This is a genomic window from Sphingomonas sp. CFBP 13714, assembly GCF_014842205.1.
Classification (GTDB): Bacteria; Pseudomonadota; Alphaproteobacteria; order Sphingomonadales; family Sphingomonadaceae; genus Sphingomonas; species Sphingomonas aerolata.
The window spans coordinates 94,705-109,681 of sequence record NZ_JACYVG010000005.1 but is presented as its reverse complement, the minus strand read 5'-3'; the positions used below and the strand labels follow the sequence as shown (position 1 = coordinate 109,681).

Sequence of the window (14,977 nt, the reverse complement as noted above, 5' to 3'; positions counted from 1 at the left end):
TCAATCCGGCATGATAGGATCGCTCAATCGTCGAACCAGCCCGTATCGCCACCGATCGGCATGCCCGGCGGAATCGTCGGCACGGCGCGGCGCTTGTCGAGTTCGCGCGTCAGCCGGTCCTCGTCGGTCAGGAGCAGCGCGACGTGGCGGCTCCACGCGCCATCCTCGTCGCTGCCGGCCTTGGCCAGTCGCGTCGCGATCCCGCGCAGCCGATCGCCGAGCAGCGCCGCGACGTCGGGCGACGTCGCATCGTCGCGCGCCGTGGCGGCCAGCGTCATGATCGTCCGATAGGCCACCCGGCGACCAACCGCGTCACGCCGTGCCGCGACGGTGGCGGCGATCAGCCTGTCGAGCAGCGTGTCGACGCCGGGCATTCCCGGGTCGCGGCGATGCTGTTCGTACACCCGCGCCAGCCGCGCCGGTGCCAGCAGCGAATCCAGCGTCACCTGCGCGGCGACATCGGCCGCGACCAGCGGGTCGAACGCGGCGGCCCCCGCATTGCGGAACACTTCCTGATCGAACTGCACGTCGCTGCGGCCGTTCATCGGCGACGACAGCGGCATCACCAGCGTCGCAGGCACGGTCAGCGCATCGGTCGAAAGCGTCGCCAGCAAGGCGGCGAGCGCCGCGTCTTGCGTGGCGGCGGCAACCGGCGCGGCGGCCGGATGATTATCGCCCGCGACCGCATAGGCATAGTCGATGCCGCCGACCAGCTTACCCACCGCGTCGATATCGTAGCGATGCAGCAGCCACACAGGCACGAACTTGCGCCGCAGATCGGACAACGCCTCGCCACTGCGCAACACGCCGGGACCGAACTGCGCGATCGCGATGCGGCGGACCGCCATCATGTGGTTGAGCGAGGCGACCGGATCGGGGCCGTCATCCCACATGCTGCCCCAGGGGCTGGGCGTATCCGACGCGCGGCCGTCGATGTCGGTGATGAAGCGGACGCCCTTCGCCTGGATCGCGAGCGCCTTGGCCCGCGCGGCCACGTCCGGATTGGTACCGGGCGCGGCATCGGCATACAGCCAGTCGACGGTGAAGTCGTCCCACACACCCCCGCCCTTCGCATAGGCGTCCGACAGGTCGATGCGGCCATCGGTCAGCTTGATGCGCGGTCCGGGATAATCCATCACCGTCGTCCGGTCCTGCGTGCTGCCCGCGAAATTGTGCATGAAGCCGATCGCATGGCCGACCTCATGCGCGCCGAGTTGGCGGATCCTGTCGAGCGACGCCCTGACCGGATCATTGCCGCTGCCGCTGTTGGTCTGCGCGGCGCCGACCAGCCCCTCGAAGATCGCCATGTCCTGCCGCACGCGCAGCGCGCCGATCACGACATTGCCCTTGATGATCTCGCCGGTCCGCGGATCGACGATGCCGCCGCCATAGGACCAGCCGCGCGTCAGCCGGTTCGACCAGTTGACCATGCTATACCGCACGTCGAGCGGATCGGCACCGGCAGGCAGGATCTCCGCCCGGAACGCGTCGATCAGCCCGGCCTTGTCGAACGCGGTCGCCCAGTAATTGACCCCTTCCAGCAATGCGGTGCGGATCGGCTCGGGCGCGGCGCGGTCGATGTAGAAGATGATCGGCTTCTTGACGCGGGAGCGGGCGGCGGCCGGATCGACCTTTTCCAGCCGGAACCGGTTGGCGAACTGCTGGACGACATCCTCGCCCAGCGGCGTCCCATAGTCGTAATATTGGTTACCCCCCGCTGCCGACCGGATGTCGAACTTGCGCGAGACGAAGCCGGGCGCAGGCAGCCGGACGAAGCTGTGGTGGACGGTGAAACCGATCTGCCGCGGCTCGGCGGCGATGCGTTCCACCTCGCGGCCCGGCGTATCGGTCTGATAGGTCTGCAGCGCGTCGACCTCGATATTGTCGGGGAAGACCTTGACCGAGCCGGCATCCGCGACGCTGAGCGCATCGACGAGGCGGAACCCCTTGCCCGCCGCCGATCCGCCGCCCGCGCCGGCCATCGCCCAGCTCGCGTTCAGCGACTCGGTGATGCCCAGCGTGTCGCGCGTCAGGAACGGGGCGATGTCGACCGTCACGCCGCCATCGGCTTCGGTCGCGACGATGTCGAGCATCGCCATGATGCTCGTCGGAAAGCTGGTACGCCCGCCCGCCGCGACGCCGGCATCACCGGTCGCGCGAAACTGGTGGTTTTCGAACGTCACCGCGACCTTCTTGCCGATCCGCCGGAACGCGACGATGTGTTCGGGCCCCAGCATCCCGCGGTCGAGCCGCAGATTGGCCGAGCCGATACCCGTCCGGAGCGAGGTCGCGTAGAGGAACTGTCCCGACGCTCCGTCCGCATCGGCGGCGGGCAGCGTGACGAGGATACGTCCCTCGGCCGGCAACGCCCTGACCGGCAGCAGCGCCGCCTGCGTCGCCGCCCGCGCGACCTGCTGCGCTGCAACGGGTCCGCCCCCGCTCGCTGCGGCCACCAGCCCGACCGTCGTACCCCAGATGATCCCGCGCATCGCCTCGTCCCCCAATTGCTGCCATGCAGCAAACTAGCATGATCCAGGTTGCGGTATCCGGTGATATTGCGCATTTTCGAAGCTTGGGTGACGTAATTCGGCAATAATCGGGGTAAATGATGCACGAAACCGAAAACAATCTTGTCGATCCTACCGATTACCGGCTTCTGCGCGAACTGATCCGCGATGGCCGCGCATCCGACGTGATGCTGGGCGAGCGCATCCATCTCTCGAGCACCGCGACCGCTCGGCGTCGCAAGATTCTGGAGGAAAACGGCGTCGTCGCGGGCTACACCGCGAAGCTCGACATGGCGAAGCTGGGGTTCAGCATTACCGCGATGGTCTCGATCGAGCTCAGTTCGCAGGCCGAACACGTGCTGAACGAATTCGAATCCGCGGTGATCCTGTGTCCGTCGATGTCGTTCTGCAGCTTCGTGTCGGGCGAGGTCGACTTCATCATGATCGTCCATGTCCGGTCGTTCGAGGATTACGACCGTGTCTATCGCCGCGAACTGTCGATGCTGCCGCATGTCGCCCGGATCCGCAGCAGCTTTCTGATGCGCGAGGTCGCGCAGCGCTCGGTCGCGCCGGCGGCGGTCAACGATCAAAGGTGACGTTCAACGCGCCGAAATCACAACTTAATAATATCCGGCACGCCGCAAAACATCAATGATTGCTCAAAACGTCGCCGATTCCGCAAAAGTAACATAGATTTCATCTCCAGATTGCGAGGAAGCGGCAGGCGGCATCTGCTAGTCTCCGGGTCGGAACAGGACCGGGATACCCGGCCATCGAGTCCAACAGGCAGGAACCAGCGAAAACGATAAACGAGGGGATATCTGGACGGCACCCGATCACCTGAAGGGGGCTCTCCATGACTGTTCTGTATGGCGCCGACGCCGGCGCCTTCTCGATGCGCGCCCGGCCGACCAAGCGTTTGAAATCCGCCAGCCTCGTCAGCGTGGGCGTGCTGGCGCTGTGCCTCGCCACGCAGACGGCGTCCGCCCGGGCGGTCGCAGGCCCGCCCGATACTGGTCTCCAGACCGAACGTGGCCCGGCTAAATCCGCCCCGACGGATCAGGAGACGACGAACGTCCCCGGCGGCAAGCCCGAACTCGCGACTGATCCCGTCACCGGCGACGTCGTGCCCGGGGACGACACCATCGTCGTCACGGGATCGCGGATCGAACGCGACGGCTATAGCGCCCCCACCCCCGTTAGCGTCATCACGGCCAAGGAACTCAAGGCGGAAGCGCCCGCCAACATCTCCGATTTCGTCAACACGCTGCCCGCGGTGCGCGGCAGCGGCACCTCGGCCAGCAGCAACGGCTCGCTCAGCAACGGGGCCGCCGGCATCAACTCGGTCAATCTGCGCAACCTCGGCGCGAACCGCACGCTCGTGCTCTTCGACGGCCAGCGCTCGGTCGCCTCGACCACCACCGGCCAGGTCGACGTCAACACCTTCCCCCAGGCGCTGATCGAGCGGGTCGAGGTCGTGACCGGCGGCGCCTCGTCCGCCTATGGCTCGGACGCGGTGTCGGGTGTCATCAACTTCATCCTCGACCGCGACTATACCGGTTTCAAGATGGAGTATGAGCACGGCGTCACCACCTATGGCGACGCGCCGAACCACAAGGTGACGGCGACCGGCGGCAAGGCGTTCGCGGACGGGCGCGGCCATCTGATCGTGTCGGGCGAACATTTCTCGCAAAAGGGCATCCAGACGATCGACCGCGATTGGAATGACAGCGGCTATTTTCTGGCGAACAACCCTGCCTATTCCGCGGCACGGTGCACCGACGCCGCGTCGCTGAACACGCCCTGCGTCAATGAATTCCTGATCGCATCGGGCATCGGCACGGGCCAGTTCACGCCGGGCGGGCTCGTCAGCACCGGCCCGTTGCGCGGCACCTATTTCGGCTCGGTCGATCCCGCGACCGGCAAGGCGAGCGTCAACCAGCTGAACTTCGGCGCCACCAGCGGCCAGTGGATGGTCGGCGGCGACACCGACATCACCACCGCCGGCCATCGCAGCAGCGCGACGTTGCAGCCCGAGGAAAAGCGCAGCAGCGTCTTCGGCCGGCTGAGCTACGAGGTGTCGCCACTGGTCGAACTCTACGGCCAGTTCTCGTACAGCAACTATCGCGGCCAGAGCTATTATCAGCAGACGCCGACCACCGGCGTGACGATCCAGCGCGACAACGCCTATCTGCCCGATGCGACGCGCGCGGCGATGGCCGCGAACAACCTCAGCTCGATCCAGATCGGCACCAGCAACGTCTTCCTGCCGCCGCAGGGCAGCGACAATGAGCGGCAGGTGTTCCGCTACGTCGCCGGCGCCGACGGGGCCTTCTCGACCGGCACGATCGACTGGAAATGGGGCGGCTATTACCAGCTCGGCAAGACGAAGACGAACGAGCGGCTGACCAACGCCTGGAACGTCTCGCGGATGGCGGCGGCGACCGACGCGGTCGTTGCGGTAGCGGGCAACAGCGGCGGCTACGCTCCCGGCACAATCGTGTGCCGGATCAATGTCGATGCGAATGCGGGCAACAACGACCCGTCCTGCGCGCCGCTCAACCGGCTCGGCACCAACGGCGCCTCGCCCGAGGCGATCGCCTATGTCCTCTACAATGGCCGCCAGCCGCTGCGGAAACAGGCGTTGAAGCAGGAGGTCGCAGCGATCAACTTTTCGACCAACAGCCTAGTCGATCTGTGGGCAGGGCCGATCTCGGTGGCGTTCGGCGCGGAGTCCCGCAAGGAATCGGTCACCGGATCGGTCGACCAGCTCTACCAGCCGATCGTCGCCAACGGCGTCACCACCGGCACCTGGATCTACGGCAACTACCTGCCGACCAAGGGCCGGTACACCGTCAAGGAAGCCTATCTCGAATCGGTCGTCCCGATCTTCAAGGGCATGGATTTCAACGGCGCGTTCCGCTTCACCGACTATTCGACCTCGGGCACCGTCGAGACGTGGAAAACCGGCCTGACCTGGCAGGTCATCCCGGACATCAAGCTGCGCGGCACGATCTCGCGCGATATCCGTGCGCCCAATCTCAGCGAACTGTTCGCGCCCGGCACGGGTCGCACCAACACCGTCAACGTGCCGCAGGTCAACGGCAGCATTGCGGCCAACCAGTTCAACGAATCCACCGTCGGCAATCCCGACCTGCGCCCCGAAATCGCCAAGACCTATGGCGCAGGCGTGGTGCTGACGCCGACCTTCCTGCCGGGCTTCGCCGCCTCGGTGGACTATTACGACATCAAGCTCGACGGGGCGATCGACTCGCTGCTCGCGCAGACGATCGTCGACCAATGCTATCAGCAGGGCATTGCCGATGCATGCTCGTTCATCTCGACGACCGGGGGTCGCGGCGCGACCGCTCTGGGGCTGCCGGTAACGAGCATCGAGGTGAAGCCGACCAACTTCGTCAGCGTGAAAACGCGCGGCTTCGATATCGAGTCGAGCTATCGCCGGCAGGTCGGTCCCGGCACGATGACGCTGCGCGCGCTGGCCAGCTACGCATTCGAGATGACCAGCAACAACGGCGTGACCGCGACCACCGATCTGGCGGGTCAGAACACCGGTGGCCTGCCCGACTGGACCTATCGCTTCACCGCTGGCTACGATCTCGATTCCGGGTTCAGCGTCCAAGGCATCGCCCGCGGCGTCAGCGGCGGGGTGTACAACAACAACTACGTCGTCTGCTCCACCGACTGCCCGCTCTCGACCGCCGATTACCGCACGGTCAACATGAACCGGATCGACGGGCAGTTCTTCTACGACGTGAACGCAAGCTACGCGTTCGAGACCGGCGGGGCGAAGGCACAGGTCTTCCTGTCGATCCGCAACGTACTGAACAGCGATCCGGTGCTCGTCGCCAACGGGCCGACCGGCAACAACACCCCCGCTTATCCACAGACCAATCGCGCGCTCTACGACGTGCTCGGCCGCGTGTTCCGGATGGGCGTGCGGATTGGCCTCTGAGGGCACGCGCCCTCTCCCACCCCTACGACATCACCGTTCAGGAGATAACGACATGGCCGATACCCGCCCGATGATTACCGCGCTGATCGCCGCCGCCCTGTGCAGCACCGCCGCGACCGCCGAACCCGCCCCGATCCAGGCCTCCACCGCCGCAACAGGCATCGATCGCGACGCCTTGAAGAAACAGGCGGTCGCCGATGTCGAGGCGCATGCCAGGCTGATCCAGCAGATGGTCGATTCCCTCTTCAGTTTCGCCGAACCGGGCTTCCAGGAATTCCAGACGATGGAATATCTGACCGGCATCCTGAAGAAGGAGGGCTTCACCATCACCCGGGGCGTCGCGGGCATCCCGACCGCCTGGACCGCGACCTGGGGCACCGGCGGACCGCTGGTCGCGCTCGGCAGCGACGTCGACGGACTGCTCGGCCTGTCGCAATATCCCGGCTCGCCGACGCTGAAACCGATGATCGCGGGCGCACCGGGCCATGGCGAAGGGCATAATTCGGGCATGCCGATGATGATCGCCGCCGCGATCGCGGCAAAGGACGTGATGGTGAAGAACCGGATCCCGGGCCGGCTGATGCTGTGGCCCGGGGTCGCCGAGGAACTGCTCGCGACCAAGGCCTGGTATGTCCGCGAAGGCCTGTTCAAGGGCGTGGACATGTCGATCTTCGCGCATGTCAGCAGCGATTTCAGCACCGGCTGGGGCAATAGCGGCAACAACGCGCTGGTGTCCGCCGAATACACTTTCCACGGCAAGACCGCACATGCGGCGGGGATGCCGTGGGAGGGGCGCAGCGCGCTCGACGGGGTCGAGGTGATGGACGTCGCCTGGAACATGCGCCGCGAGCACCTGCCCGTCACGCAGCGCTCGCACTACGTCATCACCAATGGCGGCGGGCAGCCCAACATCGTCCCCGACCTCGCCAGCGTCTGGTATTATTTCCGCGACCTGGATTTCGGCAGCGTCCGCGATCTCTACACGACCGGCAACGAGATCGCCGATGCGGCCGCCAAGGCGACCGGCACCACCGTCGAACACAAGCTGCTCGGCTATGCCGCGCCCAATTACGGCAACAAGCCGCTGGCGGAGGCCGCCTATGCCAATATCAGCGCGGTCGGCATGCCAAGCTGGAGCGCCGACGACCAGGCCTTCGCCAGGACGGTGCAGCAGACCAACAAGCGAACCGTCAAACCGCTGCCCAGCACGGTCGCCGAACTGTCGACGCCGGCCAACCGCGAACGCTCGCTCGGCGGCGGATCGGACGATATCGGCGACATCATGTGGACCGTGCCGACGATCACGGTGCGCTATCCCTCCAACATCCCCAGCATGATCGGCCACAACGTGCTGTCGGCGATCGCGATGGCCACGCCGATCGCGCACAAGGGCGCGGTGGCGGGCGCGAAGGCGGTGTCGATGACCGTGCTCGACATCATGACGACGCCGCAGCTCGTTACCGACGCCAAGGCGTTCCAGCAGACCGTGCAGTTCAAGGACCAGAAATACGACCCCGTCGTCACCGCCAACGACCCGCCCGCCATTCACTTGAACACGGAGATCATGGAGCGGATGCGCCCGGCGATGAAGAAATTCTACTACGACCCGGCCAAATACCCGACCTATCTCGATCAGCTCGGCATCAAATATCCGGCGCTCGCGGCTGCGGCGCCGACGTCCGACTGACGACCGTCACCAGGCTCGGGGCGATGGTGACGGCGCAAGCTGCTCTGTCACCATCGTCTTCCCAATGAGCAGACACTGCCGGGCGATGTTGGCCGCCACGTATTCTACCAGATCCTCGCCGCGACAAATGCATGCCTTGCCACGTCGATCGCACGCGTGGCCAAGTTGCCGACTACACACCCTGAAAGGACCGAGAGCTGTCGACGGGAATCCTGCCGGACGGACGGGTCCAGACGCCTGCCGAGGGGCGATTTCGTCGTCTTACCTTAGGGGGGCGTTCTCGGCGGCGTGCGCCTCCTCGCGAGATCTTCCAGATGACCCATAACCGGTCATTCAAAGCGCCCTTCCCCATTCCCAATTTTGGCCATTCGTTCATCGCCGCGCCAGAGCTCTGCGGCCCTATTTCATCGTGCCCGCGCCGTCGTCAAGGCGGGTTGACGAACCGCCAGCCGAGCGTCGTGTCCTTCATATTTCAACTGTCAGAATCGAGCTCGGCAATGATCTTGCCCGCTTCGGCGAAGGCGGTATTTGCCGCGGGCACGCCAGCATAGATGGCCGATTGCATCAGCACTTCCTTGAGTTCCTCACGGGTGAAGCCGTCACGCATCAATCCGGTGCGAACGTGAAGCGCGAACTCCTCCCAACGACCGAGTGCCACAGTGATGGCAAGCACGATGAACCTACGGCTGCGGTCATCGAGGCCCGGCCGGCCCCAAATTTCATTCCAGGCGATCCGGGTGATCATCGCCTGGAAATCGGCTGTGAAGTCAGTCCGCCCGGCCAGCGACGCGTCGACCCACGCATCGCCGAGTACCCGGCGCCGATTGAGCAGCCCCGCCTCGAACAATGTGTTTGCGGCATCGTGGGTATCGGCCGGTTTCAGGAAATCGCGAAGCGTTACTGCGAGCACAGCGGGTGTCTCAATTGGTGCGAGATGTGCGGCGTCGAGATGCACCACCCGTGCGCCGGGAACCGCTGCCACGATGCGTTCGCCGTGCCCCGCAAACGGCGTCGAGATGTCGCGATCGCCTGCGACGACGAGCGTCGGCATATCGATCGCCGGCAACCGCTCGATCAGCGCCATATCACGGATCGCTGCACCGCAACCCGCATAGCCGGCATCGGCCATCGCGATCAGCCCCTGCCGCACGCTTTCGGCCGCGCCACCGTGCGTCGCCACGAAACGCGGCGACAGGAACCGGCCCATGGCCATATCGGCGATTGCTGCCGTACCCTCTGCGCGTACGAGCTCGATCCGGTCACGCCATGCGCCAGCGTTCATCGTCGCCGACGTGCAGACGAGCGCGAGCGCGGTAATTCGCGTCGGGTACGCCAGTGCCACTTCCATTGCGATCATTCCGCCGAGCGACACGCCGGCAACGGCTGCGGTCTGTACCCCCGCAGCGTCCATCACTGCGACGACATCGTCGGCCAGCATCGCGAGGCTATAGTCACCATCAGGTGCGTCTGATGCGCCGTGCCCGCGCGTGTCGATCCGCAGGAGCCGGAAGGCGGGCAGCAGATGCGGGACGCTGGTCTCCCACAACGCCATGTCCGTGCCGATCGAATTAAGCAGGACGAGCACGGGCAGGTCGGAGGCTCCGTCGAGCTTCCAGTAAAGGCGCACGTCGTCACGGATTGCGAATGGCATGAAGTTATCCTTCGTCTCTGGCGACAAGCGCGCGGACAATGGCCCCGCTTTCGCCGATATCGATACCGATATCGGCATCACACAGGTTGCGCGCGATCGCGTCTTCGTCGATCTCCAAACCTTCGGCGACGCTAGCCATTGCATCGGCCGCGCCGGCCGCGAGCAGGAACAGGTCCGCGAGTACCGGTCCCTCCGCCTGCCAGCCGCCAAGCCCGCGCTCTTCCTCCTGCGGCAGTCCGACAAGCAGGGTCGCGGCCAAACCCGGTACACGGAGCGCTGCCGACAGCGCGATCTGGCAACCGGTCGGGTTGCGCTTGTGCGCCATGGCCGATGATCCACCGCGACCCGCAACGGCCGGTTCACGCGCCTCCCCAACAGTGTTTTGCGACAACAGCGCTATGTCGCGCGCCATCTTGCCGATTGCGCCAGTCGCTATGGCCAGGCTCGTGCCGATGGCGGCAATGCCGATGCGGCGCGCATGCCATGGCTCGCTGACAGCCAGGCCGAGATCGCTGGCCATGATCGATGCAATGGCCAGACCCGCGCCATCGAGCCCCGCCCGCGCACCCGCGGCGCCTCCAAGCTGAATTCGCGCATGGTCCTCGACGTCGCGCCGCAGCCGCTGAGCAGCATCGGCGACGCTGGCCGCCCAGTGCGCGATCCGCAGACCGAACGCGACGGGTAACGCATCCTGCAACAACGTGCGGCCGACCGCCGGTGTCTCAGCGTGACGCAGGGCCAAACGACCAAGCGCATCGACGATGCGGTCGAGGTCAAGGAGTACCAGGTCGGTCGCTCTCCGCGTCTGCATCATCAATACGGTATCGGCGACATCCTGGCTGGTCGCACCCTTATGGACCGCTTTCCCGGCATCACCATCCAATGCGGCACGTAAGCGCGTGACGAGGGGTATCGCCAACGTGCCAGCCAGCGCCGCTTCCTCGGCCAATTTCGCAGAATTGATCACCACCGTCATGCAGGCGTCGACAATTGCCACCGCTAGCTCGTCCGAGATCACTCCTTCCGCCGCCTGTGCTTTCGCCAAAGCGCCTTCGAATGCGAGTGCGTGAGCGATGGTGGCGTCGTCGTCGAAGACGGCCAGCATCGCAGGGGTCGTTGCAGGCCGCATGCGGAGGCGATCAGTCATCCGCCATCATACCGCAAAGAAAACGGTTTCGGCATCGCCTTGCAACCGGATGTCGAACCACCAACGCCCGCCGTCTCGCCGGTTAGCCATCAGCGTATTGCGACGGTCTGCCGGAACCGCGGTGAGCACCGGATCCTCGTCATTGCCATCGCCATCAGCGAAATACAGCCGCGTCGCGAGCCGTTTGATGATACCCCGCCCGAAGACAGACACAGCGAGATGGGGCGCCTGCAGCGTGTTGCCGGGTCCCGGCACGCGCCCCGGTCGAATGGTGCGAAACCGGTAGACCCCGTCCTGATCAACAGACGCGCGGCCGAAGCCAATGAAATGGGGGTCGATCGGCACCGTCTCCCGTCGATCCTCAACGCTCGCATAGCGGCCCGCGGCATTGGCCTGCCAGATCTCGATCATCGCATCGAGGATCGGCACGCCCTTCGCGTCAAACACCTGCCCCGCGATCTCGATCACCTCCCCCTCGGGCGTGCCGGTCGGCGACGACAGGTTGAGGACATAATGCTCCTCACCGAACAGATCGGTGCGGGCGCCCATGTCCGATTTGCCGACGAGATCGGCACCGCCTTTCCATGGCAGGCCGTAATGGAAGAAGGGCCCGACCGTCTGCCACGGGGTGTGCCCGAAAATCGCCGGATCCTGGTTATCCATCCGCGGTGCGGCCTCCCGGTCCTCGACGGCGATTCCCGGGGCGATCCCCGGGGCGATCTCAATGGTCATGGTCGACATCCTCGAACGGCGTCTCGTCGCGCCCCTTCAGAACGATGTCGAACAGATAGCCGAGCGCCCAGGCGGGCTTCGTGCTCTTGATATCGAAGCGGCCGACCATCCGCTGCCGGGCGGGCATCGGTATGGCGTTGGCGATCGGATCGATCTCGACCAGCGGATCGTCCGGGAAATACATCTGCGTCACGAGCCGCGTCGCAAACGCAGGGCCCAGCAGCGACAGGTGAATGTGCGCCGGCCGCCACGCATTCTTGTGATTGCCCCACGGATAGGCACCGGGCCGTATCGTGACATAGCTGTATCGCCCGTCGGCATCGGTGACGACCCGCCCGGCCCCGGTGAAGTTCGGGTCGAGCGGTGCGTCCCAAGTGTCTGCGGAATGAATATAGCGGCCCGCCGCATTGGCCTGCCAGATCTCGATGACGGTGTTGGCCACCGGGCGTGCGCGATCGTCCAGCACGCGCCCGGAGACGATGATTCGCTGACCTTGCGGTACGCCCGGATGTTGCGCTGTAAGATCAATTCCCGAGGGCCCTACCATCAGGCGGTCCCATGCGCTGGGACCGGTCGTCTCGGTCAGTGTCGGTGGAATCGCGATCAGAGGCTGGCGCGGGCTGCGATCGACGCTCGAGCGATAGTCGGGATGCAGCGAGGGCGACAGCCCCGCCTCGTCAGGCGAATAGGCGATCACGCCGCGCTCTCCTGCGCGAAGGCGCGCGCGTCGAATGCCGCACCCGTCTTCGTCCGCACCTCCGCCAGCGTCACGCCCGGCGCCAGTTCCACCAGCGTCAGGCCGCCCGCCTGCTTGTCGCAGGCGAGCACGCACAGGTCGGTAATGATCAGATCGACCACGCCCTTGCCGGTGAGCGGCAGCGTACACGCCTCCAGGATCTTGGGTTCGCCCGCCTTGTTGGCGTGATCCATCACCACCACGACCTTACGGACACCGGCGACCAGGTCCATCGCGCCCCCCATCCCCTTCACCATCTTCCCGGGGATCGTCCAGTTTGCGATGTCGCCGTTGGCGGCGACCTCCATCGCACCAAGCACCGCCATGTCGATATGCCCGCCGCGGATCATCGCAAAGCTGTCCGCGCTGGAGAAGAAGCTCGACGTCGGCAGCGCCGTGATCGTTTGCTTGCCCGCGTTGATCAGGTCGGGATCGGCCTCACCCTCGAAGGGGAATGGTCCCATGCCCAGCATGCCGTTTTCCGACTGCAGCGTGACGTTCACGCCGTCCGGAATATAGTTCGCGACCAGCGTCGGAATGCCGATGCCAAGATTGACGTAGAAGCCGTCCTGCAATTCATGCGCCGCGCGCGCGGCCATCTGCTCCCTGGTCCAGCCTTTGGTTTGGTCGGCCATCATGTCGTCTCCCGGTGGCGCTCGGTAAGCTTCTCGATGCGCTTCTCGTTGATCGTGGACGGCACGATGCGGTCGACATAGATGCCGGGAACGTGGATGCAGTCGGGATCGAACGCGCCTGCCTCGACGATCTCCTCGACCTCTACCACCGTCACCTTGCCCGCGGTCGCCATGTTCGGGTTGAAGTTGCGCGCGGTCTTGCGGAACATTAGATTGCCGGCCGGGTCGGCACGCCACGCCTTGATGATCGACAGGTCTGCCTTTAGCCACGTCTCCCGCACATAGTCCTCGCCGTCGAAGGTCTCGACCGGCTTACCTTTCGCGACGACCGTGCCGACACCGGTCTTGGTATAGAACGCCGGAATGCCCGCACCGCCCGCGCGGATACGCTCGGCAAGCGTCCCCTGCGGCGTCAGTTCGAGTTCCAGCTCACCGCTGAGATATTGCTGCTCGAACAGCTTGTTCTCACCGACATAGGACGAGATCATCTTTGCAATCTGGCGACTTTCCAGCAGCATCCACAGGCCGAACCCGTCCGCCCCCGCATTGTTGGAAATGACGGTCAGTCCCGTAACGCCTGCTGCGCGAATTTCGGGGATCAGGCTTTCGGGGTTGCCAGACAGCCCGAAGCCGCCCGACATGACGGTCATGCCGTCGAACAGCACGCCTTCGAGCGCGTTCGCAGGGCTGTCGTAGATCTTGCTCTTCATGCTGCCCCCAGGGGAAGTCCGACATAATTCTCCGCGAGCGACCGCTGCGCCGCCTCGGAGCCGCGAATGTAATCGAGTTCGGCGATCTGGATCCGGCGATCGAATCCGTCCATCGCCGGAAACCGGTGCGTGACGGACGTAAACCACCACGAGAACCGCTCGGCCTTCCAGACCCGGGCTAGCGCGCGCGCCGAGTAGCCGTCGATGCCGGCGTCCGATCGATCCTTGTATTTCTCGACCAGTGCCTCGGCGAGCATCGTCACGTCCGATACCGCCAGGTTCATGCCCTTCGCCCCGGTTGGCGGGACGATATGCGCTGCATCGCCTGCAAGGAACAATCTTCCCCACCGCATCGGCTCGCTGACGAACGATCGCAGAGGCGCGATAGCCTTCTCGAACGACGGCCCCCGCGTCACCTTCGCACCGACTTCAGGGCCGAGGCGCAAGCATAGTTCATCCCAGAACCGGTCGTCAGACCAGTTGGCGATGTCATCGTTGAGCGCGCACTGCACATAATAGCGGCTGCGCGTGGTCGAACGCATCGATGCGAGTGCGAAACCGCGTTCATGGTTCGCATAGATAAGTTCGTGATCGACCGGCGGCACGTCGGCGAGAATGCCAAGCCATCCAAAGGGATAGGCCCGCTCGAACGTCTTGATCACGTCCACCGGGATCGCGCCGCGACTTACGCCATGATAGCCGTCGCAGCCGACGATGTAATCGCAGTCGAGCCGCTGCTCACAGCCATGCAGCGACCAGGTTACCGCAGGACGCGCGCCATCCAGATCATGCAGTGCGACATCGCTCGCGTTCCAGACGATCGACAGGCCGCGTGATTCCGCCGCGTCAAACAGGTCGCGCATCACCTCTTGCTGGCCATAGACGGTGACTGTCGAACCACCGGTCAGCGCTGCCATGTCGATATGGAACATCCGGCCATCAAGCGACAAATTCGTGCCACCGTGAACAAGGCCTTCCCGGCCCAGCCTGTCGGCCAGTCCGAGCTGACGCATCAGATCCGTCGTGACCTGTTCGAGCACGCCTGCGCGGACACGCCCTTCCACATACGCGCGGTCCCGCCGTTCGACGACGACGGCGTCGATGCCCTGCAAGCGGAGAAGATGCGCGAGAAACATGCCGGCGGGGCCGGCGCCGATGATGGCAATCTGGGTACGCATGCCTGTCGATCCTGTCGTCGG

Annotated in this window: 11 protein-coding genes; 3 read left to right on the top strand and 8 right to left on the bottom strand. The window is 65.1% G+C overall.

Features of this window, described 5'->3' with window-relative positions; all coding sequences use genetic code 11:
- Nucleotides 1-23: 23 nt before the first annotated feature.
- On the bottom strand, nucleotides 24-2,489 hold the full coding sequence (locus tag IFT54_RS12585) for a zinc-dependent metalloprotease (RefSeq protein ID WP_192070897.1): 2,466 nt from the start codon (nucleotides 2,487-2,489) through the stop codon (nucleotides 24-26).
- Between the two features lie 116 nt (nucleotides 2,490-2,605).
- On the opposite strand from IFT54_RS12585, the gene IFT54_RS12580 reads away from it, so the two are divergent.
- The 3 genes from IFT54_RS12580 to IFT54_RS12570 all read left to right on the top strand — a co-directional run bounded on the left by IFT54_RS12580 (nucleotide 2,606) and on the right by IFT54_RS12570 (nucleotide 8,167).
- Nucleotides 2,606-3,103, top strand: coding sequence for an Lrp/AsnC family transcriptional regulator (locus IFT54_RS12580; protein ID WP_342211172.1), 498 nt, complete (start codon nucleotides 2,606-2,608; stop codon nucleotides 3,101-3,103).
- A 260-nt stretch (nucleotides 3,104-3,363) separates the two neighbouring features.
- Nucleotides 3,364-6,480, top strand: coding sequence for a TonB-dependent receptor plug domain-containing protein (locus IFT54_RS12575; RefSeq protein ID WP_244648933.1), 3,117 nt, complete (start codon nucleotides 3,364-3,366; stop codon nucleotides 6,478-6,480).
- A gap of 52 nt (nucleotides 6,481-6,532) precedes the next feature.
- A complete protein-coding gene (locus IFT54_RS12570) occupies nucleotides 6,533-8,167 on the top strand; it encodes an amidohydrolase (protein ID WP_244648930.1) in 1,635 nt (544 codons plus the stop codon).
- Between the two features lie 472 nt (nucleotides 8,168-8,639).
- Here the strand turns inward: IFT54_RS12570 and pcaDC are convergent, their stop codons facing one another.
- The 7 genes from pcaDC to pobA are packed head-to-tail and all read right to left on the bottom strand — an operon-like array spanning nucleotide 8,640 to nucleotide 14,956.
- Nucleotides 8,640-9,818: a bifunctional 3-oxoadipate enol-lactonase/4-carboxymuconolactone decarboxylase PcaDC gene (pcaDC, locus tag IFT54_RS12565; protein ID WP_192070896.1), complete on the bottom strand. Its 1,179-nt coding sequence runs from the start codon at nucleotides 9,816-9,818 to the stop codon at nucleotides 8,640-8,642.
- A 4-nt stretch (nucleotides 9,819-9,822) separates the two neighbouring features.
- Entirely contained in the window at nucleotides 9,823-10,923 is a 1,101-nt protein-coding gene (locus IFT54_RS12560) for a lyase family protein (protein ID WP_244648928.1), read from the bottom strand.
- Between the two features lie 48 nt (nucleotides 10,924-10,971).
- Entirely contained in the window at nucleotides 10,972-11,697 is a 726-nt protein-coding gene (pcaG, locus tag IFT54_RS12555; RefSeq protein WP_192070894.1) for a protocatechuate 3,4-dioxygenase subunit alpha, read from the bottom strand.
- Nucleotides 11,687-12,394 (bottom strand): protocatechuate 3,4-dioxygenase subunit beta, encoded by a 708-nt coding sequence (gene pcaH / locus IFT54_RS12550; RefSeq protein ID WP_192070893.1) that lies wholly within the window; start codon nucleotides 12,392-12,394, stop codon nucleotides 11,687-11,689. Before pcaH ends, pcaG begins: the two co-directional genes overlap by 11 nt.
- Nucleotides 12,391-13,071, bottom strand: coding sequence for a 3-oxoacid CoA-transferase subunit B (locus IFT54_RS12545; RefSeq protein ID WP_197984665.1), 681 nt, complete (start codon nucleotides 13,069-13,071; stop codon nucleotides 12,391-12,393). Before IFT54_RS12545 ends, pcaH begins: the two co-directional genes overlap by 4 nt.
- On the bottom strand, nucleotides 13,068-13,778 hold the full coding sequence (locus tag IFT54_RS12540) for a CoA transferase subunit A (RefSeq protein ID WP_192070892.1): 711 nt from the start codon (nucleotides 13,776-13,778) through the stop codon (nucleotides 13,068-13,070). The genes IFT54_RS12545 and IFT54_RS12540 overlap by 4 nt, the downstream gene beginning before the upstream one ends.
- The gene (gene pobA, locus IFT54_RS12535; RefSeq protein ID WP_192070891.1) at nucleotides 13,775-14,956 is read right to left on the bottom strand and encodes a 4-hydroxybenzoate 3-monooxygenase; all 1,182 of its coding nucleotides are present in this window, start codon (nucleotides 14,954-14,956) and stop codon (nucleotides 13,775-13,777) included. The genes IFT54_RS12540 and pobA overlap by 4 nt, the downstream gene beginning before the upstream one ends.
- Between the last annotated feature and the right edge of the window lie 21 nt (nucleotides 14,957-14,977).

Coding starts and splice junctions, on each gene's coding strand:
- IFT54_RS12585 (WP_192070897.1), bottom strand. CDS start 2,489: ATGCGCGGGATCATCTGGGGTACGACGGTCGGGCTGGTGGCCGCAGCG.
- IFT54_RS12580 (WP_342211172.1), top strand. CDS start 2,606: ATGATGCACGAAACCGAAAACAATCTTGTCGATCCTACCGATTACCGG.
- IFT54_RS12575 (WP_244648933.1), top strand. CDS start 3,364: ATGACTGTTCTGTATGGCGCCGACGCCGGCGCCTTCTCGATGCGCGCC.
- IFT54_RS12570 (WP_244648930.1), top strand. CDS start 6,533: ATGGCCGATACCCGCCCGATGATTACCGCGCTGATCGCCGCCGCCCTG.
- pcaDC (WP_192070896.1), bottom strand. CDS start 9,818: ATGCCATTCGCAATCCGTGACGACGTGCGCCTTTACTGGAAGCTCGAC.
- IFT54_RS12560 (WP_244648928.1), bottom strand. CDS start 10,923: ATGCTGGCCGTCTTCGACGACGACGCCACCATCGCTCACGCACTCGCA.
- pcaG (WP_192070894.1), bottom strand. CDS start 11,697: ATGACCATTGAGATCGCCCCGGGGATCGCCCCGGGAATCGCCGTCGAG.
- IFT54_RS12545 (WP_197984665.1), bottom strand. CDS start 13,071: ATGATGGCCGACCAAACCAAAGGCTGGACCAGGGAGCAGATGGCCGCG.
- IFT54_RS12540 (WP_192070892.1), bottom strand. CDS start 13,778: ATGAAGAGCAAGATCTACGACAGCCCTGCGAACGCGCTCGAAGGCGTG.
- pobA (WP_192070891.1), bottom strand. CDS start 14,956: ATGCGTACCCAGATTGCCATCATCGGCGCCGGCCCCGCCGGCATGTTT.